General features: G+C 36.8%; 20 protein-coding genes and 1 tRNA gene. 18 read left to right on the forward strand and 3 right to left on the reverse strand.

Translation table 11 applies throughout. From position 1 onward, the window contains the following. Positions 1-1,265: 1,265 nt before the first annotated feature. From C406_RS0105175 to tsaD, 5 genes are all read left to right on the forward strand, one after another. Positions 1,266-1,341: transfer RNA gene (locus C406_RS0105175), tRNA-Asp, on the forward strand. A 123-nt stretch (positions 1,342-1,464) separates the two neighbouring features. After that, the gene (gene tsaE / locus C406_RS0105180) at positions 1,465-1,917 is read left to right on the forward strand and encodes a tRNA (adenosine(37)-N6)-threonylcarbamoyltransferase complex ATPase subunit type 1 TsaE (protein ID WP_017379533.1); all 453 of its coding nucleotides are present in this window, start codon (positions 1,465-1,467) and stop codon (positions 1,915-1,917) included. After that, entirely contained in the window at positions 1,914-2,621 is a 708-nt protein-coding gene (gene tsaB / locus C406_RS0105185) for a tRNA (adenosine(37)-N6)-threonylcarbamoyltransferase complex dimerization subunit type 1 TsaB (protein ID WP_017379534.1), read from the forward strand. Before tsaE ends, tsaB begins: the two co-directional genes overlap by 4 nt. Then, on the forward strand, positions 2,614-3,069 hold the full coding sequence (gene rimI, locus C406_RS0105190; protein ID WP_017379535.1) for a ribosomal protein S18-alanine N-acetyltransferase: 456 nt from the start codon (positions 2,614-2,616) through the stop codon (positions 3,067-3,069). Before tsaB ends, rimI begins: the two co-directional genes overlap by 8 nt. Next, positions 3,066-4,085 (forward strand): tRNA (adenosine(37)-N6)-threonylcarbamoyltransferase complex transferase subunit TsaD, encoded by a 1,020-nt coding sequence (gene tsaD, locus C406_RS0105195; protein WP_017379536.1) that lies wholly within the window; start codon positions 3,066-3,068, stop codon positions 4,083-4,085. The genes rimI and tsaD overlap by 4 nt, the downstream gene beginning before the upstream one ends. Positions 4,086-4,421: 336 nt before the next feature. On the opposite strand, the gene C406_RS0105200 is transcribed toward tsaD, so the two are convergent. After that, a complete protein-coding gene (locus tag C406_RS0105200) occupies positions 4,422-6,353 on the reverse strand; it encodes an ABC-F family ATP-binding cassette domain-containing protein (protein ID WP_017379537.1) in 1,932 nt (643 codons plus the stop codon). Positions 6,354-6,477: 124 nt separating this feature from the next. On the opposite strand from C406_RS0105200, the gene C406_RS0105205 reads away from it, so the two are divergent. The 3 genes from C406_RS0105205 (at position 6,478) to tatC (ending at position 8,187) form a co-directional block, all read left to right on the forward strand. Beyond that, positions 6,478-7,134, forward strand: a complete 657-nt coding sequence (locus C406_RS0105205; protein ID WP_017379538.1) for a redox-sensing transcriptional repressor Rex — start codon at positions 6,478-6,480, stop codon at positions 7,132-7,134. Positions 7,135-7,197: 63 nt separating this feature from the next. Next, positions 7,198-7,392: a twin-arginine translocase TatA/TatE family subunit gene (locus tag C406_RS0105210; protein WP_017379539.1), complete on the forward strand. Its 195-nt coding sequence runs from the start codon at positions 7,198-7,200 to the stop codon at positions 7,390-7,392. 18 nt (positions 7,393-7,410) lie between these two features. Beyond that, entirely contained in the window at positions 7,411-8,187 is a 777-nt protein-coding gene (tatC, locus tag C406_RS0105215; RefSeq protein WP_017379540.1) for a twin-arginine translocase subunit TatC, read from the forward strand. A 197-nt stretch (positions 8,188-8,384) separates the two neighbouring features. Here tatC and C406_RS0105220 read toward each other — a convergent pair whose 3' ends face one another. Further along, positions 8,385-9,116 (reverse strand): CPBP family intramembrane glutamic endopeptidase, encoded by a 732-nt coding sequence (locus tag C406_RS0105220; RefSeq protein ID WP_017379541.1) that lies wholly within the window; start codon positions 9,114-9,116, stop codon positions 8,385-8,387. A gap of 197 nt (positions 9,117-9,313) precedes the next feature. On the opposite strand from C406_RS0105220, the gene groES reads away from it, so the two are divergent. The 3 genes from groES to C406_RS0105235 all read left to right on the forward strand — a co-directional run bounded on the left by groES (position 9,314) and on the right by C406_RS0105235 (position 12,062). Then, on the forward strand, positions 9,314-9,598 hold the full coding sequence (gene groES, locus C406_RS0105225) for a co-chaperone GroES (RefSeq protein WP_017379542.1): 285 nt from the start codon (positions 9,314-9,316) through the stop codon (positions 9,596-9,598). 40 nt (positions 9,599-9,638) lie between these two features. Further along, positions 9,639-11,270, forward strand: coding sequence for a chaperonin GroEL (gene groL / locus C406_RS0105230; protein WP_017379543.1), 1,632 nt, complete (start codon positions 9,639-9,641; stop codon positions 11,268-11,270). A 363-nt stretch (positions 11,271-11,633) separates the two neighbouring features. Next, positions 11,634-12,062 carry a hypothetical protein gene (locus C406_RS0105235; protein ID WP_017379544.1) on the forward strand — a complete coding sequence of 143 codons (429 nt, stop codon included), beginning with the start codon at positions 11,634-11,636 and terminating at the stop codon, positions 12,060-12,062. A 581-nt stretch (positions 12,063-12,643) separates the two neighbouring features. Here C406_RS0105235 and C406_RS0105245 read toward each other — a convergent pair. Continuing rightward, positions 12,644-13,090: a hypothetical protein gene (locus tag C406_RS0105245; RefSeq protein WP_017379546.1), complete on the reverse strand. Its 447-nt coding sequence runs from the start codon at positions 13,088-13,090 to the stop codon at positions 12,644-12,646. Between the two features lie 874 nt (positions 13,091-13,964). On the opposite strand from C406_RS0105245, the gene C406_RS0105255 reads away from it, so the two are divergent. The 7 genes from C406_RS0105255 to C406_RS0105290 all read left to right on the forward strand — a co-directional run bounded on the left by C406_RS0105255 (position 13,965) and on the right by C406_RS0105290 (position 23,820). Next, positions 13,965-14,948: a tRNA dihydrouridine synthase gene (locus C406_RS0105255; protein WP_026045613.1), complete on the forward strand. Its 984-nt coding sequence runs from the start codon at positions 13,965-13,967 to the stop codon at positions 14,946-14,948. A gap of 683 nt (positions 14,949-15,631) precedes the next feature. Continuing rightward, on the forward strand, positions 15,632-17,686 hold the full coding sequence (locus C406_RS0105260) for an acyltransferase family protein (RefSeq protein WP_017379549.1): 2,055 nt from the start codon (positions 15,632-15,634) through the stop codon (positions 17,684-17,686). Positions 17,687-18,057: 371 nt separating this feature from the next. Then, positions 18,058-18,576: a DUF1456 family protein gene (locus tag C406_RS0105265; protein WP_017379550.1), complete on the forward strand. Its 519-nt coding sequence runs from the start codon at positions 18,058-18,060 to the stop codon at positions 18,574-18,576. Between the two features lie 231 nt (positions 18,577-18,807). Beyond that, positions 18,808-20,622, forward strand: a complete 1,815-nt coding sequence (locus tag C406_RS0105270) for a LysM peptidoglycan-binding domain-containing protein (protein ID WP_017379551.1) — start codon at positions 18,808-18,810, stop codon at positions 20,620-20,622. A 271-nt stretch (positions 20,623-20,893) separates the two neighbouring features. Next, positions 20,894-21,604, forward strand: a complete 711-nt coding sequence (locus tag C406_RS0105275; protein ID WP_017379552.1) for an EcsC family protein — start codon at positions 20,894-20,896, stop codon at positions 21,602-21,604. 19 nt (positions 21,605-21,623) lie between these two features. After that, positions 21,624-22,421: a DUF4097 family beta strand repeat-containing protein gene (locus C406_RS0105280; RefSeq protein WP_017379553.1), complete on the forward strand. Its 798-nt coding sequence runs from the start codon at positions 21,624-21,626 to the stop codon at positions 22,419-22,421. Positions 22,422-23,097: 676 nt separating this feature from the next. Then, the gene (locus C406_RS0105290) at positions 23,098-23,820 is read left to right on the forward strand and encodes a GntR family transcriptional regulator (protein WP_017379555.1); all 723 of its coding nucleotides are present in this window, start codon (positions 23,098-23,100) and stop codon (positions 23,818-23,820) included.

Raw genomic sequence — 23,820 nt, forward strand, 5'->3', positions numbered from 1 at the left:
GCAAATAAGAAACCGTTACCTGTAAAAGGGTATCGGTTTTTTTGTGTGGTTTATTTCGAGTGTTAATAGAAGATGAGCGAGAAATGAGACCTGGAGCCTATAGCTTACGGAAAGACCTGGGATGTGACGAAAATCATTAGATTTATACAACAGTTGTCTCAACTAATAAGTCATCTTGCCTATTAATACCAATACTTTCTGATGTAAAAAACCGTCACTTGAACCAAGTTGACTATTGGAAGCCAATTCTTTTTTTAACAGCTCCATGAAAATCGTTTAAGATTACCGGATAGCTTTCTGTTTTTTGCGAAATGGAAACTCTTAAATTGGACCCATTTCGTTGTCGCTACATGCCACTTTACTTTGTGTGAAGATATAAATAAAATTTTCGATTTATGGGAAGGGTGTTCCCAAATTAGCTTACCAGTTTTAGGAATAAATAATTCTCAATGAAAGTAACTTTTAAGAACCAAATCCTCTAAATTCGTAAGTTTCGACATATTTCCCGGGAAATGTCGAAACTCAATAACTTTCTCCACTTACTTTTCAAAATGCCTCAGAATATATTTCTTTTTGTTTAGTGAAGATGATTCCTCATTCTCTGGAAATCCTTTTATCGCAAATTAGTCCGTGAATTCGATGTGTATATGAATTAGTAGAATTTTGATGAAATGACACCTCTATTTGCTGTAGCATATATCTCTTAATCTTCCATGCAATGCATACATCCTACATAACATTTGTATTGAAGCGTTAAGGAATTTTAAGCTGATGTAGATAATAAGATATATAGGGGTGAAAATAATAGAAACATTTAATTGGATTATTTTGATTTGGCAAATTTCATTTGTAGGTTCATTTATTTCGTTTTTGTATGGCTTGTTTAACAGGTCTTGGATATCAATGCTTTTCACTTTTCTAACTTTTCTCCCGGTTGCTTATTATTTCAATGGAGTCGAAAATGGATGGACATTCATAGCTTTAATTTCAATTGTATTGCTTATTGTGTCAATTATCTTTTGGAGAAAGGGCAAGAGGTAGTTAGTATATTTTGGCGGTGCAAATAATAGGAAACAATAAATTAGCGATAAGTTATACTAATAAGAAAGATGGTTTCAGTTATCATCACTTCGTTAACCCACCAAATTTACAACCTAATTACTATACTAAAACTCATATTATAAAATCTTTAAACTATTTTTCAAATTACTATTGTTTAATATTATATTAGATGATATAATAAATCTTGTCGTTAAATAACATGTGGTCCCGTGGTGTAGCGGTTAACATGCCTGCCTGTCACGCAGGAGATCGCCGGTTCGATCCCGGTCGGGACCGCCATTTATCTAAATTATCAATCCGCAATGAAAGGAAACTTTCTATGTGGGTTTTTTTGTGCAAATAAAGTGAAGAATTGTTATGAATTCGGTACACTAGAGAAAACATGTGTGAGGTAATCATTATATGACATATATTAAACAAGTATCATCTCTTGAAGAAACAGAACAATTTGGTCAGCGATTAGGCTCGCTCGTTCAAGCACAAGATGTTATTACGCTAGAAGGCGATCTTGGTGCCGGAAAGACAACTTTTACAAAAAGCTTTGCAAAAGGTTTAGGGATAGAGCGTAATGTGAATAGCCCGACCTTTACGATATTGAAACAATATGAAGGTAGATTGCCATTCAATCATTTAGATGTATATCGTCTTGCAGGCAGTGAAGAGGATTTAGGATGGGATGAACTTTTTTATGGAGATGCGGTAACTGTGATTGAGTGGGCAAAATTGATTGAATATGATTTGCCAAATGATCGATTACAAATCGAAGTATTCTACGAAGATGAATTTGCTAGACGTTTTGAAGTTACCCCAATGGGTGAACGTTATGAGCGATTATGTAAGGAGCTATTTGAATGATTTGGTTAGGAATTGATACATCGAATGTGCCATTATCAATCGCGATTGTTAAAGATGATCAGCTATTGGTTGAATGGACAAGCTCGGTAAAAGTAACACACTCTGTAGGGGCAATGCCAGCTGTTGAAGAAGTTTTAAAACAAGCAAATATAAAACCGAATGAAATTGATGCAATTGCAGTGGCTGAAGGCCCAGGCTCATACACAGGTGTTCGAATTGGTGTGACTATTGCTAAAACTTTGGCTTGGACACTAAAGATTCCATTAGTGGGGGTATCAAGTCTTCAAACCCTTGCAGGGAATGGAGCGCTATTCAAAGGACTTATTTGTCCTATTATGGATGCTCGCCGTCAGAATGTATTTTCAGCGATTTATACAAATGATTTAGAAACTTACTTAGCAGATGGTCACTACTCCCTGGAGACTGTTTTAGAAAAGTTGGCAGCTAAAGAAGAAGATATATTGTTTGTTGGGAAAGATGTTTCAATTCATTGGGACGCAATACAACAAGTTCTAGGTAAACGTGCTATTCGTGCACCGTTTCATTTAGATTTACCAAAAGCTTCTATTGTGATTGAGCAAGCATTGAAGACAGCACTTCCTTCAATAGAAGAAACGCATCACTTTGTACCCGATTATAAACGAATTACCGAAGCTGAAACGAATTGGCGTGCAGAACAAAAGGCTGGAGAAACACATGGATGATATGATTATTTACCGTAAAATGACGGAATCAGATATTGATGGAGTCTTAAAGATTGAACAAGAAGCATTTAGTCTACCATGGACACGAGATGCATTTGTTCAGGAAATGACAAGTAACTTGCATGCTTATTATGTTGTCGCTGAAAATAGTGAAGGAAAAATTGTAGGTTTCTGTGGAATGTGGATAGTGGTAGATGAAAGTCATATTACTAATGTAGCAGTGACTGAGCAACTTAAGGGCCAAGGGATTGGAGAAGGACTTATGCGTGAAGCAATCCAAGTTTCTAAAGAGTCTGGAGTTGTTCTGATGACATTAGAAGCACGGGTCAGTAATACGGTTGCACAAAATTTGTATCGTAAATTAGATTTTCAAAATGGTGGTATTCGAAAAGGTTATTATACTGATAACCAAGAGAATGCCCTGGTAATGTGGGTGAAATTTAAATGATGAAAGATCAAATCATATTAGGTATTGAGACGAGTTGTGATGAGACTGCTGCATCCATCGTCCGTAACGGAAGTGAAATTGTATCCAATGTTGTAGCATCACAAATTGAAAGTCATAAACGCTTCGGTGGAGTCGTTCCTGAAATCGCTTCTCGTCATCATGTAGAGCAAGTCACCATTGTCATTGAAGAAGCGCTCAAGCAAGCAAACATGCAACCAAGTGACATAGATGCAGTTGCAGTTACAGAGGGTCCAGGGCTTGTAGGGGCACTATTAATAGGTATTAACGCAGCGAAGGCATTTGCATTCGCTAATGGATTGCCTCTTGTTGGTGTTCATCATATAGCGGGACATATTTACGCGAACCAGTTAGTAGAACCGATGCAATTCCCTTTACTAGCTCTTGTTGTTTCAGGAGGACACACAGAAATCGTCTTGATGCGAAATCATGGTTCATTTGAGTTAATTGGAGAAACACGTGATGACGCTGCAGGTGAGGCATATGACAAAGTAGCTAGAGTATTAAAACTGCCCTATCCAGGTGGTCCTCATATTGACCGACTGGCACATGAAGGCGGAGAAGCAATTGCATTTCCACGGATTTGGTTAGAACAAGATTCCTATGACTTTAGCTTTAGTGGACTTAAATCCTCAGTAATAAATTATATGCATAATGCCGAACAGCGTGGGGAAGTGGTTAAACCACAAGCCGTAGCTGCAGGTTTCCAAGCAAGTGTGGTAGAAGTACTCACTGGTAAAACATTACGCGCTGCTAGAGAATTTAAGGTGAAACATGTGATTGCTGCAGGCGGTGTTTCTGCAAACAAAGGATTACGAAAATCGTTAAAAGATACCTTTGCTAAAGAAGGCATCACATTTACTGTCCCTCCTCTGTTTTTATGTACAGATAATGCTGCGATGATTGCAGCAGCGGGTTCAGTTATGTTCGAAAAAGGACATAAAAGCTCGATGTCCATGAACGGAAAACCAGGTATGCCTTTATTCGACTGGAATTAACAAGAATCGATTCTCTCATTGAAGAGAATCGATTCTTTTTTAACAAAAATACAAGGCGCTGTCAATAGAGAACATCTGTACTTATGCACAATTTGTGGATAACCTGTGCATAAGTTAGTTGAATTCAATATGTAGTGGTAGGTTATTCATATTGAATTGTAGATAAAAAAAATTTCACCTGTGGATAGTGTGGATAAGTCTGTTGATAGATTGATATATCAAGCTTTAGTTTGTGAATAAATATGTGGAAAGAAAAATGTCGAAATTTGTACTTGACCTATATATATGGGTAAAAAATTGCAAGAAAATAGCGCATGTTGAAGCATGCGCTATTAATTATAATATTTCTAATTCTTCTTCTAATTCCATCCATTCCATCATTAACACTTCTTGTTCCTCTTTAAAAGCTTCGAGCTCTTTTTGAAGAGTTAATAGTTGCTCATGGTCTTGGAAAATGGCTGGATCACACAATTTTTCCTCAACAGCACTAATGCTAACTTCAATTGTTTGTAATTGAGCTTCTAATTCTTCTAAGCGTCTTGAAATTTGTCGTTCCCTTTTTTTCGCCTCTTTATCAATGGTCGAAGTGGATTGCTTCGTGGTCGCAGCTCCTACTTCTTGAGGACCCGTTTGTTCTAATCGAATTTCTTCTAGTTCTTTTTTCTTTTCCACGTAGTAATCATAATCACCTAAATATTCAAATGCCCCGTCACCTGATAGCTCAATAACTTTAGTGGCAATCCTGTTAATAAAATAGCGATCATGTGAGACGAAAAGAATAGTTCCTGGGTAATCAATTAATGCGTTTTCGAGCACTTCTTTACTATCAAGATCTAAGTGGTTGGTCGGTTCATCGAGAATAAGAGTGTTTGCTTTTAACATCATGAGTTTAGCTAAAGCGACTCTGGCTTTTTCGCCACCCGATAAAGAGGAAATTGTTTTGGTCACATCATCACCACTGAATAGGAAACGACCCAAAACATTACGAACATCTTTTTCATTCATCAATGGCCAATCATCCCATAATTCCTTTAATACGGACCGATTACCTGTTAGTTTAGCTTGTTGTTGATCATAGTAACCAAATTGAACATTGGTCCCGTAATGAATTGATCCAGCAATAGGGGGAATATCTTTAACAACTGTTTTGAGTAATGTAGATTTCCCTACACCATTTGGTCCAACTAAAGCAATTCGGTCTTCACGAAAAATCCGAAGATCTACATCTTTGGACACCGGCTTACCAGAATAACCTACCGTTAATTCTTCTAATTTTAATACGTCGTTGCCACTTTGGCGATCAATAGAAAAACCAAATTTTGCTGATTTTTCATCACCATTCGGTGAACCCATCCAGTCCGTTTTCTCCAGAACTTTTCGACGAGACTGAGCCATTTTAGTTGTAGAAGCACGAGCTAAATTACGTTGTACAAAGTCTTCAAGTTTCTCTTTTTCTGCTTGCTGACGGTCAAAAGTTTTCATATCCCGTTCATACGTTTTTGCCTTTTCATCCAAGTACTTGCTATAATTTCCGACAAAGCGTTTCACTTTATGACGAGATACTTCGTAAACAAAGTTCACAACTTGATCAAGGAAATACCGGTCATGAGAAACGATTAATATGGCACCAGGGTAACCTTGCAGATAACGCTCTAACCAACTGAGTGTGTCGATATCTAAATGGTTAGTCGGTTCATCAAGAATGAGCAGATCTGGTTTAGTTAATAATAATTTGGCTAATGCCAAACGTGTTTTTTGACCACCAGATAACGACTGTATCGGTTTATCGTATTCTTCGGGGAAGAATTGCATCCCGTGTAAGACAGCACGTGTATCAGCTTCGTATTGGTAACCACCGGAGTCCTTAAAGGCTACTTGTAATAAGTCATAGTCAGACATGATGCGTGCATAGGAATCGGCATCATCATATACGGTAGAATCTGCCATTTGACGTTCCAATGAGCGTAATTTTAGTTCAGCCACATGGTGATACTCAAAAATGGTCATCATCTCATCCCAAATCGACAAATCTGAATCGATGCCAGCATGTTGCTCCATATAGCCAACTTTAGTATCTTTTGGAATGATAATATCTCCAGAATCATAAGACATTTCACCTGCAATAATTTTAAGGAGTGTGGACTTCCCAGCTCCGTTTCGACCTACGAGAGCCACACGGTCACGATGATTTATTTCTAGTTTGGCCCCGCTTAAGATTTCATCGATACCAAACGATTTATGTAATTGATTCACTTGTAATACAATCATATATTCCACCTCAGTTCTCACTTAGTGTAAAGGATGCTCGTGACTCGTGCAACGACTGAACTTTACTTCTTTCACGTAGTAATGTAAGATGAAAGCGATTTCGCTTGAGTGCAGGAGGAACAACATGAAACAAGAACCGCTTAAAATTCCACAAGCTACATCAAAAAGATTACCTCTTTATTATCGTTTCATCCAAAACTTCTCAAACGCGGGTAAGAAGCGTGTTTCTTCACAAGAACTAAGTGAAGCGATGAAAATTGATTCTGCTACAATTCGTCGTGATTTTTCACATTTTGGCGCATTAGGTAAAAAAGGCTATGGCTACGAAGTCCAACACTTGCTTGAGTTTTTTCGTCAAACGCTCGACCAAGACGAAGAGACGAATGTCGCATTAATTGGTGTAGGCAGTTTAGGTACAGCTTTTCTAAAATATAATTTCCACAAAAATCATAACACCCGAATTGTGGTGGCATTTGATACGAGTGCAACGGAAGATGGGACGATAATGAGTAATATTCCCGTTTTTGAGCCAAGTAAGTTAGAAGAAAAAATACAACAATATGGGATTGAACTCGTAATCTTGACAGTGCCATCTCGTGCGGCTCAAGAAGTAACAGACCGTCTAATAAAAACGTCGGTTAAAGGAATTCTCAATTTCACTCCGGTTAGATTGACTGTACCTGATTCAATTCGTATTCACACAATTGATCTGTCTGTCGAATTGCAAACCCTAATTTACAGCATAAAACAAGACGAAGAAACGTTCACACTTCGTTCATAGAAGCAATAGCGTATAGATGCTAAATACGTTAAACTTAAATCACACTATAAGGAGGTATTTTCAATGCCAGGTCCATTAAGTTTTATAATTATCGGTGTTGTCGCGTTACTTGTGTTTGGTCCTAAAAAGTTACCTGAACTTGGTAAAGCTTTTGGTTCTTCTTTACGTGAGTTTAAAAATGCAACAAAAGGGTTAGTAGATGATGACGATGCAGTTGATAAAAAGAAAAAAGACGTTCAAAATGATGAACTGAAGTAAGTTAGGATGACCAATCCGATGAATGAAAAAGATTTAACACTCATTGAACATATAGATGAAATAAGAAAACGACTGATGATTACCGTCGTTTTCTTTGTTATTGCAGTACTTGGTAGCTTTTTTTTAGCCAAGCCTTTAATACACTTTTTACAGTATAGTGAAGAAGCGAAATCATTAACGTTAAACGCATTCACCATTACCGATCCAATTATGATTTATTTAAAAGTTATCATGTTTATCGCGATGGTGATTACATCACCCGTCATCTTGTATCAATTATGGAGTTTTGTTAGCCCGGGATTACACGAAACAGAACGAAAAGCGACACTTAGTTATATTCCATTTACGTTTTTCTTATTTGTAGGTGGTATTCTCTTTTCCTACAAAGTGTTATTTCCTTATGTCATTAATTTCATGATACTATTATCAACAGATTTAGATATCAACCAAGTTATTGGGATAAATGAATATTTTACTTTCTTATTTCAAATCACAGTACCATTTGGGATTATTTTTCAATTACCAATCGTGTTGTTATTCTTAACACGTCTTGGAATGGTTACACCCATGATGATGGTGAAAGTAAGAAAGTATGCATACTTCGTATTATTTGTCATTGCAGCCTTTATCACACCACCAGATATTTTCTCGCATTTGTTAGTAACTTTGCCGTTATTCATATTGTATGAGATTAGTGTTATGGTTTCCCGAATTGGTTATAAAAAGTATTTGAAATCAGAACAAAGGCGTCAACGTGAAGAACAACAAGCGCTCATCGACGACATGAAGAAGTAACAAAATGAAAGCTTTCCACCGGATTAAACGGTGGAGGGCTTTTTTTTGATAGCAACCAAGTGTTGTTAAGGGGTTGAGGGGGCAAATCAATTTGAATGGCCATAAATTAATAGGCAATAAAAAAATCTCCCAATGATTGCTTCATCGGGAGAAATTCTTATGTACTTTGAAACTGGTGTTCAATTACGTCAAACAGTTTATTGTGAGTTAGATAGAGTTTCTAAATATTTTTGATAACGTTCAATATTATCTGCATTTAATTGGACCAATACGACAAATCCATTTAATAACATGTGTGAAATAATTGAAGTCATAATACGTCTTGTTTTGTAATACAAGAAAGCGAATATGAATCCTGATACTGCATACAGTAGGATATGGGTAAAGTCAAAATGGATAATAGCGAAGACAATCGCACTTACAGCCCCCGCAATAAAGAAGTTGGTCTTTTGGACAAGTGATCCAAAAATTACGCGTCTAAAAATTAGTTCCTCTAGAATAGGAGCAAATATCGCAATCGATAATATAGCGACAGGTGCGGCATCTGCAATTTTAATAAAAGCAGCTGTATTTTCAGACCCAGGATCTATACCAAGTGCATTTTCAATAAGTGCTGCAAGTGCTTGACCAAACAACACCATGAAAAATCCGAGAACACCCCAACCAATCGAAGCACCAATTGAACTCTGCTTGCCTTTTAAATTGTTTAAAAAAGATTTGTTTTTTCGGATAATGATAACACTTATTAGAGTTGCCACAGCCATGCTGATGAATACCCACCAACCACTTGCCATAAGTTTAGCTTGTTGTATTTCCATTCCGTCTTGTTTCATTAATAAGTCAAAGATAAGAGGTGCAAACACTATTCCTGACAATTGCATGATTACATAAATTAAGATTAAATAAAACGCTGTATTGTATTTTTTCACAAATAAAGTCCTTTCATCAAAAGATGTTCTTTTCTTATTGTATTGTTTTTTAATGCGCCCCGCAAAGAATACAGAAATATCGATGTTCCTACTTGCAAAAGTGGAGACGATTCATTAATATAAGAACTGTGTTAGCACTCATACACTGAGAGTGCTAATAAATTAATTTACTACCATTTCAGGGAGGTTGTTTTCACTTGTTAAAACCATTAGGCGATCGTATCGTAATTGAATTAGTCGAGTCTGAAGAAAAATCAGCATTCGGCATTGTCATTCCAGACTCTGCTAAAGAGAAGCCACAGGAAGGGAAAGTAATTGCTGTTGGGACTGGTCGTGTACTTGAAAACGGCGCGCGTGTAGAGCTAGATGTGAAAGCGGGAGACAAAATCATCTTCTCTAAATACTCAGGTACTGAAGTGAAATTTGAAGGTAACGAATTTTTAATTTTACGCGAAAGCGATATTTTAGCTATTATTGGCTAATATTAATAACTTCATTTAACTCATTAGGAGGATTACAAAAATGGCAAAAGAAATTAAATTTAGCGAAGACGCACGTAGCGCAATGCTTCGTGGTGTAGATAAATTAGCGGACGCTGTTAAAGTAACGCTTGGACCAAAAGGACGTAACGTTGTTCTTGAGAAAAAATTCGGTTCACCACTTATTACTAATGATGGTGTAACGATTGCTAAAGAAATCGAGCTAGAAGACGCATTTGAAAACATGGGTGCTAAGCTAGTAGCTGAAGTTGCCTCTAAAACGAATGATATCGCTGGTGACGGAACAACAACTGCAACGGTTCTTGCGCAAGCAATGATTCGTGAAGGTTTAAAAAACGTAACAGCTGGCGCAAACCCAGTCGGAATCCGTAAAGGAATCGAAAAAGCGGTTGCAGCAGCAATTACTGGACTTAAAGAAATTTCAAAAGAAATCGAAGGCAAAGAATCAATTGCACAAGTAGCATCGATTTCTTCTGGCGATGAAGAAGTAGGCCAATTGATTGCTGAAGCGATGGAGCGCGTTGGAAACGACGGCGTTATCACGATTGAAGAGTCAAAAGGCTTCACAACTGAACTTGATGTAGTTGAAGGAATGCAATTCGATCGTGGATACGCATCTCCTTACATGGTTACTGATTCAGAAAAAATGGAAGCTGTTTTAGAAAATCCATATATCTTAATCACAGACAAAAAAATTACAAGCATTCAAGAAATCCTTCCAGTACTAGAGCAAGTGGTACAAGAAGGGAAACCATTGATCATCATCGCTGAAGACGTTGAAGGCGAAGCGTTAGCGACATTAGTTGTAAACAAATTACGTGGAACATTTAATGCGGTAGCAGTTAAAGCTCCAGGATTCGGTGATCGTCGTAAAGCAATGCTTGAAGATATCGCTGTTCTTACAGGTGCTGAAGTTATCACAGAAGAACTTGGTTTAGAGTTAAAGACTGCTAATATCTCACAACTAGGCCGTGCAGTGAAAGTGGTTGTAACAAAAGACAACACCACTATTGTTGAAGGTGCTGGTCATCCAGAAAAAATCACGGGTCGCGTAAGCCAAATCCGTGCTCAATTAGAAGAAACAACTTCTGAATTTGATAAAGAAAAATTACAAGAGCGTTTAGCTAAACTTTCGGGTGGTGTTGCCGTGATTAAAGTCGGAGCAGCAACTGAAACTGAGCTTAAAGAGCGTAAACTTCGTATTGAAGATGCTTTAAACTCAACTCGCGCAGCAGTTGAAGAAGGAATCGTTTCTGGTGGTGGTACTGCACTAGTGAACGTTTACAAAAAAGTAGCTGAAGTAGCGGCTACTGAAACTGGCGACGTTGCAACTGGCGTGAAAATTGTACTTCGTGCACTTGAAGAGCCAGTTCGTCAAATCGCAAACAACGCAGGTCTTGAAGGTTCAATCATTGTTGACCGCTTGAAACGCGAAGAAATCGGTATCGGTTTCAACGCAGCAAACGGTGAATGGGTGAACATGATGGAAGCGGGTATCGTGGATCCAACTAAAGTTACTCGTTCTGCACTTCAAAATGCAGCATCTGTAGCAGCTATGTTATTAACTACTGAAGCAGTAGTTGCAGAAATTCCAGACAAAAATGCAGGCGGCGGCGGCATGCCTGACATGGGCGGAATGGGCGGCATGATGTAGATTTTTTAAACAAAAATAGAGCTAGAGCCTTAGATATATCTGGGTTTTAGCTCTTTTTGTTTTGTCTTAAAAATGAGTAATGCTCATAATTTGCTCATAGTATTCTACCTGCCATTGAATTAATGTTCCAAATGTATATCAAAATTAATGGAGGTGGTTAGAAAGAGCTGAAAATGGTAGAGCTTTCAAAACTAATAAAAACTTGAATAAAGTGAAAGTGTACTACCCCTTAATTTCTAATGAATTAAGGGGTTTTGTATACCTTTTTATTTAGATATAGAGTTATTTATATGAAAAGTTAATATAAAGTATATTGCTTTAGTACTGATATCATTAGGTTTAGGGGTAATTCTTGTTAATGAGATGTATATCAATAATACTTTATGGAACGGTATTACAGGTAATATTGCAACAGCTCTCTTTATTGCAGGAATTTTTGAAATAATGAATGAGTACTATTTAAAAGAAAAATTAGTTGACCTAATTTTCGAAAAAATTAAGTTAAAGGGAACAATTGATAAAACAGGGATAGTTGAGATATTTTCTGAGATTGCCGATATTGATTATAGATATTATTTTAAAAAATCTTCAAGTAATATTGATATATATCATGTTTACGGAAGAACTTGGACTAATTCACATATAGAACTTTTGAGAGATAAAGTAGTGCGTTCCAATTGTAAAGTAAGAGTAATTTTACTATCACCTAAGTCTTCATTTATTCAGCCACTAGCTGAAAGGTATGAAACATCAGTAGAGGAGTTACAGAGTAATATATTAAAAATGGAATAAGCATGGAGTAGGATTTCTCAGGAAAAGAAATCACCAAAAAGAAAGAAAACGCAGAGTAATCTGAGATTTTATTATAGTGATTCCTTCCCTTCTTATTCTCTTTATAGACTTGATGATAATATTATTTCTGTTCAGTCTAAGCCTTCCAAAGGCAGGACAACAATACTTCCAACTATTGTTTGTGAGGATACTAATAAAGGAAATGATTTATTTGACATGTATTTAAGCGAAATTGATGAAATAATTAACCAAGCTCAAGAAATTGATTTAAACGAGCAGGATGAAAGTTTGGTTGTAGGAAAACCACTTGTAAGCTAGGAGGGTTAGATACACTAAACACTCGGAGTCAATCTCTATGAGTGATTCATGGATAAATAAAAAAGAAAAAACCCCTAGTGGTTTTTTTGTCTCACAATAAGTAAGGAGTATTAGTTAATGCTTAAAAGTCTCCACCCAACTAGACCAAGTCAAACTTCCTCCATCAGTTTCCGACTCTGTTAATAAGTATCCATCCACGCTCCATGTGGTTTGTTGGGTAATGGCATAAGAAAAAAGAGCCGGTTAGGGCTCTTCATTTTAATTTATGCAATTGATTCTTTCCGCCCTTTCAACTTCCTTACCGCTTTTCTCCCTAGTATATAAAGGGTCAAAAACGGGTACAAGAAATGAGTAAAGACCAAAGATATCATAATCGATACACAAGCAAGTGACGTCACGAGCAAGAACTTGTCATTCTCTTCTTTCCATTTCGTCATGCCTCTAATGCCAAGTATCGTCATCGAGATAAACAAAAACAATCCTGACGGTATCATAACCACAAAGCCCATCCCATATCCTTCGCTGTCCTCTCCAGGAAACAAATAGCGTTGGAGCGGGAAGCCGACGTACAGCAAGCTGTAGATAAAGGTTAAAGGCAGTGATTGGAAGAGAATCAGGTTCTCGTTAGACTTTGTTTTCCAACCGAAGACAGTAATCAAGATAATGGTTAGTAAAGAAATGCCGAGCACGGTAAATAAAAATGCGTTCATGGTATCACCAGCTTTCGTTTTCCTTTATGCTATGGCAGTTTGTTCCAGTTTATCAGAAGGTTGAGCGTATTTGATAGATTTGATGGAAAATAGAAAAAGAGCCGGTGAGGGCTCTTAGAAAAACGGTGATTTACAAAGTAAAAGCATTTAATAACTCTTTAAATTCTTTGTTTATTTCACCTTGGTCGGAGTCGGAGCAATTTCTCAATAAGAGACGAGATAACTCTACTAACTCTTTAATATAGAAAAAAGACCCCCGAGAAAAAGCTTCTCAAGAGTCTTCGTGTCTTTTACATGCGTTTTGCAATGATTTTTAACGCCTTCTCATTCATCTTCCGTATATCTTGAAGGCTTCTGATTCAGACACGTTCACGGTCATCCTATCATTGATGACCACTTCTTTGTTTGAAAAATTGCATATGACCACTTTTAGAGAAGGTCTTTCATCAGTTTACTAAACTGTTGGGAGGCCTTTTCTTTCACGTTTATTGTTGGTTGTGTTGTAAAAGGTTTATGTAACGCGTAATGAACAAGTACTTGTTTTTTTAAAAAAATCAAAGAATGTTGATAAACCCACCAACATCCCTTTTGTTTTGTCAATAACACTCCACACATTGTGAAGCGGTCGCGTGGTTGGAGTTGGTATAATAGAAACGCAGTTGATATAGAAAAAATCTATATTTTTTTTGTTTATAAAAATACCATTCAGGACAGAATTTCGTTAAAATAAACATTGTCGATTTTCACAATAGTTTTTCACAAATTATAAGTGTCCAAATGTACTTGTGTTTGATAATAAGTTATTAAGCATGATATAAGTGTAAAAGAAGAGGATCATTTATTTTTTGAGTGAAAGTTTGAAGTTGTATCCATAGTGAGAGGATTTGAGTTTGAAATGATAGATAATTTTTGGCGTGATTTACCACGACCATTTTTTGTACTTGCACCAATGGAAGATGTGACAGATGTTGTTTTTCGGCAAGTAGTAAGTAAAGCCGGTCGACCGGATGTATTTTTCACAGAGTTTACAAACTCGGATAGCTATTGTCATCCAGAGGGCATTAAAAGTTTGCGTGGCCGGTTGATTTTTACTGAAGATGAACAGCCAATGGTGGCACATATTTGGGGAGATAATCCTGAATATTTCCGTCAAATGAGTATTGGCATGGCAGAGCTAGGATATAAAGGTATCGATATTAATATGGGCTGCCCTGTACCGAATGTGGCAACGAGAGGGAAAGGTAGTGGCCTTATTCTTCGTCCAGACGTTACGGCAGAACTTATTCAAGCAGCAAAAGCAGGAGGACTGCCTGTCAGCGTGAAAACTCGACTTGGCTATAACGATGTAAATGAGTGGGAGGAGTGGCTAACGCATATTTTAAAACAGGATATTGCGAACCTTTCTATTCATTTACGTACAAGAAAGGAAATGAGCAAAGCAGATGCGCATTGGGAGCTAATTCCAGAAATCAAAAAATTACGTGACCGTATCGCACCAAATACGCTGCTAACAATCAATGGAGACATTCCTGATCGTCAAACTGGGATGGAGCTTGCTGAACAATATGGTATTGATGGCGTTATGATCGGGCGAGGTATTTTTAAAAATCCTTTTGCTTTTGAAAAAGAGCCAAAAGAGCATAGCACTAAAGAATACCTTGATCTTTTAAGACTTCAGCTTGATCTTCAAGATCAATATGCGGAAGCACTGCCACGTTCAATCACAGGGCTTCATCGCTTTTTCAAAATTTATGTCAAAGGATTCAGTGGAGCTAGTGAATTAAGAAATCAATTGATGAACACGAAATCAACAGATGAGGTGCGTGCATTGCTTGATAACTTTGAAAAAGAGTGTTGATGAGAAGGGGACAGTGAAGTGATGTAACTCTAAAAAAGTTAGAGAAAAAATGAATCACATCACCTTTGTGTACGTACTTTATTCAGTTTCAAGTTCCTTTACAGCGTAATTTTTGTTTTGATAAAGTCTGTTTTCTGAAAGAAAAAGGTCTCTATAATGGAATAAACCCACCAGCATCCTTGTGTTACCACATACACTCTACACATTGTGATGCTATGGTAAAATTGAATTGGTATTAGAGTAACAGCCTTGTCCATTAGCGATAAGGCCGTTTTTTCGTAATTTGAGTGATATCAGTAACGGTCTTTCTTTGCGACGATAATTTATCCACCTGTATGGTATCCAATAGAAGGGTTGTAAGTTTGTACATATGAATTCCGACTTACGTATATTGTTTATACTAAATATCACCAAGTGTGAGGATCTAACGTAAATTTAAAATTTACGTTAGGTCCTTTTTCGTGCTTTATAAGGTGAAGTACTGAAACTTGTCATGAAATAAAGCGGAAAAACACAATTAACAAAAATGGGTCAACTTGACAAATAGATCAGAACGTTGCATTCTAGTAATGTTCAATAAATTCAGGAATTATTAACTAGAATGGAAGGCTTGTGATAGCTATTGTAGTTTTTAAATCAAAGGAATTTGATTAAATGAAAGTATTGAAATTGAGGTGTATTAGTTGGTTGATTTAAGAGTACCAGAAAAGAAGTTTCGCCCCGAAATAGAGGGGGTAAGAGCTGTTGCTGCGTTATTAGTCGCAATATATCATATTTGGATAGGGTCCGTTTCCGGCGGAGTGGATGTTTTTTTTATTGTGTCCGGGTACTTAATTACAACTTCTTTATTGTCAAAAATAGAGAGGGAAGGAAGAATCAATCTTATTGAATATTTGTTAGGGTTGTCTAGAAGATTATTTCCTATCGCCTTTACAGTACTTTTGTTTACAACCATATTTTCTATTCTAATCTTGCCGATGACGGCTTGGAAACAAACCATTCCTGAAATCTTTTCTTCGGCATTTTATTATCAGAATTGGCAGTTGGCGAACACTGCTGTTGATTATCTGGCTAAAGACAATGTTGCCAGTCCGTTCCAGCATTTCTGGGCTTTGTCAATTCAAGGTCAATTTTATGTTACATGGCCGCTAATTATTATGTTGGCCTACTTTGCGGCAAGGAAAATATTTAAACTTCCTGTGCGAAAGACTTTATTGGCTGTACTGACCATTATTTTTAGCGTTTCTCTCGGTTATTCAATTTATATTACCTCTACAAATCAGCCCTGGGCGTATTTTGACACGTTTGCGCGTGTTTGGGAGTTTAGCTTAGGCGGGATTTTGGCGCTATTGATTCCATATTTGAAGTTTAAAAAGTCTATTAGTTTTGTTATAGGATGGTTCGGTTTGGCCGTCATTTGTTTTACTGGAATTCTTTTGCCTGTATCCAATGTTTTTCCTGGATATGCTGCGTTATTGCCAACTACAGGTGTGATGTTAGTCATACTTGCTGCAGAGAATGGTAGCCGTTTTGGAGTAGAGAAACTGTTAGGTTCAAAACCGTTTTTATACTTAGGAAATATTTCTTACGGCTTTTATTTATGGCACTGGCCGATATTAATTTTCTATTACACGTATTTTGGCACTGCTACGGTAACTTATCAAGGTGGATTGGCTATTTTGTTAGGCGCGTTCGCTTTATCACTTATTTCCGTAAAAATCCTTGAAGCACCAGTAAGAAAAATAAACGTAAAGAAATCAAAAGTAAGACTTGGTGTAATTTTGACGACATTCATGCTCCCCGTAATCTTCGTCGGCATATCTTGGGAAGTTTACGTAGATCAGTCTCAAAAGAGTAGTGAAGAAGAATATACCGATGCTTCCGAAAGTATTAAAGTGAACGCGGATATAGAGTCGATTGAAGGAGACGTCGTTGAAGATTATCCAGGTGCGCGCACCATTTCTGACAACATTATAGCAATCCCGAATCTTGAACCGATGCCCAATTTAATTAATGCTAAAATGGATGTTCCCGTGTTCTACGAAGAAAGAGATTGTTTCAGCAGTCGTACTGAAAAAGGAGTAGATAAATGTTCATATGGTGAATTAGACAATCCGGAATATACAATTGCACTTGTAGGCGGCTCCCATTCTGGTCACTGGCTCCCTGCCTTGAAAATTGTGGCTGAAATGCAGAACTTGAAAATTGATTTATATAATAAAGACGCGTGTAGGTTTTCGAGTGACGATTTTAATGGCAATCTGTCAAAATCTTGTATGGAGTGGAATGTTGATGTGATGGAACCTTTACTTTCCGATCCACCCGATTTACTATTTACCACAGCAAACGTCAATAGTGGTGATACAATACCGCCTGGATACCTCAGTAAGTGGGAAGAGTTTGAAGGAATTACTACGGTGTTTGCGCTCCGTGATAATCCAAGAATGAATGAGGACCCTCCTTTGTGCGTAGAAAAAAATCCAGATAACTGTTCAGTGCAGAGGAAAGATGCCTTATCCGCAATTCCTCCATGGGAAAACACCGAGATTATACCGGACAATGTAATTTTTGCCGACATGTCGGAGTATTTCTGTGATGATGATACTTGCAAACCTGTCATAGGAAATGTATTAGTGTATCGTGATTATCACCATATCACAGCCACCTATTCTCGAACGTTAGCTCCTGCCCTGGAAAAACATATTGTTAAAGCTTTAGAAAGCTTGAAGTATAATTAAAACCTTCTTTCTTATTACATCATGCTCATTGAGTAGCATGATGTAATAAGGATTTATAACCCATACTTATATCGGGTTTTAGCCTGTTACAAATAAAACTCATCTATTAGAAAAGGTCTTTTATCAGTTTATTAACTGATGAAAGGCTTTTTTTCCTTGCTACTGTCATATGAGGATAAATGTACATGGTTATGATAAGGCTATGAAATGAATGCATTTATAGAGCTGTCGATTTAAAAATAATTTTATGTGCTATTATTAAGTTTGAATAAATACTATAAACACACAAATGGGTACTTAATTTTATGTAATACTTTTTTCGTTAAGAACTTGAGGTTGTGTAAATAGGTAATGTTATAGGAGGTTTATTGATGGATAATAATGATATATTAATCAGATTAAGATATGCGCTAGATATAAAAAATAAAGATATGGTAGAGGTCTTTAAACTTGGCGGCATTGAACTCTCAAAAGATGAAGTGCTGAAGGTACTGACAAAATCACCTGACGATTACGATGATGAAGCTGACAGTATTTTTGATGCTGTTGAAGATGAAAATCATATTAGACTTGATAATGCGATGTTAGAGACATTTTTAAACGGCTTTATTATTTTCAAAAGAGGAAAACAAGAGCCGAAACCAGGACAACCTGAAATCCCTGCACTGACTAAGGAAAGAGCGAATAATCTCCTTCTGAAGAAAGTGAAAATAGCACTGTCATTAACAAGTGAGGATATGCTTGATATATTAGAAACTTCAGGAGTAGTGATAACAAAAGGGGAATTAAGTGCTTTTTTAAGAAAAGAAGGACATAAGAATTATAAAGAGTGCGGTGATCAGAACGCTAGAAATTTCTTAAAAGGATTAGCTATAAAATATAGGGCATAAAAATGCACACTTCTAAAACCGGCCTTGCAGTTCTTTAATAAAGTGTAAGCAAAAAGACTATTTCTCATGAAAATGGGAGGTAGTCTTTTTTTTCACTCTTATATTTTACGGATAAATGATTAAGGGATGCATTTTCTACTTCTTCTCGCGATAAGTTAAGTATTCGGTAAAAAACGAAAGTAGATATAAAAACGTAAATTTCTTTAATTTAAATGATATTGGAGGTAAGAGATGCAAATTTTTTATACAGTCCGTCCTGGGGATACGTTATATCAGATAGCAAGGAGATGGGAGCTACCGGTTGAGTCCCTTATTGCTGCGAATAATTTGGAATCACCTTACACGATTTACGTAGGTCAGCAGCTTTCCGTTCCTCCTGGTGTTGATGTCATCCGTGTAAGGTCAGGAGATACCATTTATAAAATTGCTCAATTTTTCGGCGTTCCACAATCCGTTATTATCCAAGCAAACCAACTTCATCCTCCGTATATCATACAAGTGGGCCAACTGTTGAAAGTCCCTCCAGGTAGCCCATACTACGTTGTTCAACCCGGGGACACACTTTTTCAAATAGCTAAACGTTTTAATGTAATAACAAGTGGACTAAGTAATCCTGAGCTAATCAGGGAAGTGAACCTACTACCATCAAATACCATTTTCCCAGGTATGAAGTTAATCATTCCATATGCACCTCCCGGGAATCAAGGTTTGATTGCCTATACAGCCAACGTAGGGGGAGACTATGATATATGGCTATATAACCCTAGTAATGGTGAGAATGTACAATTCACAAACGGTTTAGGAGAATCCTTTTCAATTCCTTTTTGGTCTCCAGACAGCACAAGAATCGCTTTTGTAGGAAAAAATGAAATTCTGTATGTACTCTATGTATCTGAAGGTGGAATTAGCCGTATTGATCAATTTAGTGAGGGCTTAGGCGTTTATTTAAGTTGGTCACCGGACAGTCAAATACTAACTTATACGAAGCGGAATGATGTGATTTTGTACAATATTAATACACATCAATTTCAAAAAATAAACCAACATGGTGCCACTGATGTCCAGTGGTTTCCGAGCGGTACAGAATTGCTTTTCCAAGCGGCCGACGCATCAGGAATTAGTCAGCTTTACCGTATTCAAACCGATGGAACTAATAAACAGCAAATAACTCAAAACACTGGAAGTCGTTTTAATGATGTTCGTATTTCTCCAGATGGATCCTACTTACTTTACACAACCCCTGGTGCTAGCATCTCCATTATTTACACATTAGAAATTTCAACGGGAAGCATATTTGAAGTAAGGGGCGGTCCTCTTGCTAAAAACTATTCTCCCGTATGGTCTCCTAATTCCTCAACTATTGCTTACAGTGCTACTGCTTTTGAAGACGTTGGATATTTCTCTCTAATCAAAACAAGTGGAAAAAGAGGGGAAAACGACTTGACGAGAGCCATATCAAATTGCTTTGTCACTCCTGTTACATGGTCCCCAGATGGCAGGAAAATTGCCTATCTTTCGGACTGTAACAATGGGATGGCTAGTGAGATATGGATGATTGACATATTGCATCCTGTACCGATTCGATTAAGGGAAGTTGCATTCATTACGTCTTTGCAATGGTCCCCTAGCCCAATTGTTCCTATGAAGAAAACCTATACAAACACTGTCTATAATGTACAATTTCAATACCCTTCACATTGGGAAAGAATAAGAGAGGAAAGATATGAAGGTCTCGATGGCTTCTTTCAACTTTCAGCGATTTCTACAGATGAAACGATTAGCGAAGTTTGCCTCAATGAAGCGTACCATGGACTATATCCATACGGTTCCGCACCTCGCATCATTAAAGCACAAATCCAACAACAAGAAGCATGTTTTATTTTCCCGTCAGTGGACCAACCACCAGAAATGGAAGGTCAAGCTGCTTTAATCGTCAGGTACCCAAAACCGATTCAAATTGAGGGCAGTACCTACAATTATTCTATCTTGTGGGTATCCCAAAACCATCTGAATGAAATAAGTTCTACCTTTGTTTTTCTACAGTAGTTAATCCATACAAAAAAGAAGGTCTGTATCAGCTTACCTAACTGATAAAGATCTTCTTTTCAATATTTTTCATCATCATAAGCTATTAAGGGAGAGGATTTTTAACACGCTTGTACTTAGTATATCAAATGTTTTACAGAGGCTAAATGAAAAATTAGCTACTAAGTCTTAAGGCTTAGATGTAAATACCTCCTAGGTCCATTTGAATGAATGACTAAAAGGCTATACTTAAACTAACGAAATGATTGTGGTGTGCAGAAGGGGGAGACATATGATTGATTATAAGCTGAAGGTAGAACAAGAACTACTAATTTGGAAGCAGAAAATGACAAGACAATCAGGTCCTATAAGCCGTGTAGCTAAGACTGCACAGACGAAGATAAATGGACTTCTACCAGAAAAGTTTCATAAAGTGATGACAGAAAGCATCAAAAACATGGTGAAAGCAACGCTTGTAGGCTCTAATTTGACGACGAAAAAACGGTCATTAACAAGTATGAGTCTCTATGAGCGTGACGAGCTATTTAAGGAAAAGCTTTCAACCTTCAGAAAAACAGCTGTTATTGAAGGTGCTGGAACAGGTGCAGGGGGAATACTACTTGGAGTAGCTGACTTTCCGTTGCTATTATCCATTAAAATGAAGTTTCTGTTTGAAGTGGCTGCTGTGTATGGATTTGATACGAACGATTCCGAAGAACGTCTGTTCATTTTGCATATTTTCCTATTGGCCTTTTCGAGCGAGGAAAAACGAAAAGAAACATTGTTGATCATTGAAAACTGGCAGCAACAAAAATATGTGGTCGCCGATATGGACTGGCGAGAATTTCAACAGGAATACCGGGATTACATCGATTTAGTGAAAATGTTCCAAATGCTACCTGGAATCGGAGCAGTGATTGGCGCGTTTGCCAATTATAATCTGCTTGACCAACTCGGCGAAACGGCAATGAATTCATATCGATTGCGTTTATTACAATCTTAATAAAGGGGTCTTACAGAGAATGATGTTTAAAAATAAATGGGTCATTTTTTTAGCTCTATTGCTAGTGGTAACAGGTGGAATTATGTTCATTTTCAAAGGTAATGATGTCTTTGGGGAGAACATCGATAAGAAAGTTATTGAAGATTCATTTACTAACATTGAAATTTTGACAAATAATACTGCAGTAGAAATTATACCAACTAAAAGTTCAGTAGCAACAGTGGAATATTCAGGCGATACAAGTAAGAAGTCAAAATACACATTTGATGTGAATGTAAAAGGAGAAACACTTTCTGTTCAATTTAAAGAGAGACGCCGGTTTTTCTTTTCGTTTGGTTTCCCTTCTTTTGACTTGAAATTGACAGTAAATATTCCAGAGAAACAATATGAAAGCATCAAAGTTAATAGTGACAACGGGCGCATCAATGTAGAAAATATACAAGCAGATGTGGTTTTGCTAGAGACGGAAAATGGTCAGATACAGTTAAGAAATGTAGAAGCCAGCACTGTTAATGTTGAAACCGATAACGGTAAAGTTATTTTGGAACATATCAAAGGTGAAATTAAGGGGAATTCGGATAATGGGAGAATATCCTTGATAACAAATAAATTAGACTGGCCGATTGATTTAGCAACAGACAACGGCAGTATTGAAATCAAAACTGAATCCGTGCCGACAAACGCGACAATAGATGCAGAATCGGATAACGGGAAAATCACCATTTTTAACGAAGAGAAAAACCTTGTAACTTACGGTAAAGGGAAAAATTTGATTAAGTTACAGACAGATAATGGCCGAATAACCGTAACTAAATGAAGTCAATTTGTTTTCTTCTCTAGTAAGCAGTGCTCATTAATTACAAAAAGCCTGTGAACCCTTTGATAGTAAAGGGTTTACATGCTTTTTTTATCTATTATGGACAAGTTACTTATCCACATAAAATTGAAAGATATCGAATACGAGGTTAAAGATAACTACCGTATTGATTACCACAAACAATAGTGCCTGTTTATTGAGTTTTTTCATCTTGATTCGGTCCATCTACCCACTCCTTTTTCAGATTATACATCTCAAAATATCTATTGTAATAATATGTTTGCGGGTTTTTCATTATTAATAAATGTGCTTTTTTTTACTTGTTTTTTGATTAGAACCATCTTTATTGGTGCAGATAATAAACTTTAGAATTTCCTAATCAATTTGTGAATATCCGAATGAGTATGATTCTGTTACCCAAATTGTTTCCTCCTTATATTATTCGCCGTTTGACAAAATGTGACTTGTTCACGTCTGTGCATCTGCAATTTTCCCCCTCATTCACGAAAAAAATAATGATTAAACTGCTTAGATATGCAATGGTGCCATGATTCGAATTCCGTCCTATAAATGTCTCCGAAAAAAATTGAATGTATAAAAGCGTTTACATTTCAATATAGTTGAACTATCATACTTGTATACAAGTATGCCGGTTACCGGATGAGGAAGTGAAATGATGAGTGAATCAATGGAATATCTCTATCCTTCAAAATGGATTGCGGGCGCATCTACAGGTGTTCGTTTAGCATGCGAGCTTAGAATTCGCATTATTTCAGGCATGATAAAAAAAGGTACCGTTTTATCAGAAAACAAATTAGCAGCAGAATTTGAAGTAAGTCGATCCCCTATTCGTGAAGCATTAAAAATATTGGCAACTGAAAACATTATTCGATTAGAAAGAATGGGTGCGGTTGTTGTTGGTTTATCGGAACAGGATATAAAGGAAATTTATGATGTGCGATTACTCATCGAAACGTTTGTTTATGAACGTATTGTGAAAATGGATACCACTGAATTAGTAAAAGAGCTTAGTAAAATAAGCGAAATGATGGAAGTTGCCATTAAATATAATGATGCTGATGAATTCTCTTATCAGGATGTATTGTTTCATGAAACAATAATTCGTTCGATTAATCATTCCTATATCCTATTAATATGGAATAATGCAAAACCTGTTATGGAAAGTTTAATCCTTCTATCTATGCGCATGCGTTTAGAAGAAAAGTCCGATGATTTTGCACGAGTTTTAAAAAATCACGAGCTCTATATCGAAGCGATCAATTCAAAAAATCGAGATATCATGATCCAGGCGTTACATCAAAACTTCCAAGATGTTCAAGGAAAAGTAGATGATCTTTGGATGTCGCAACAAATGCTCGCGAAAGAAAGGGAGCAATAG

The organism is Paenisporosarcina sp. TG-14 (assembly GCF_000297555.1).
GTDB classification, from domain to species: Bacteria; Bacillota; Bacilli; order Bacillales_A; family Planococcaceae; genus Paenisporosarcina; species Paenisporosarcina antarctica.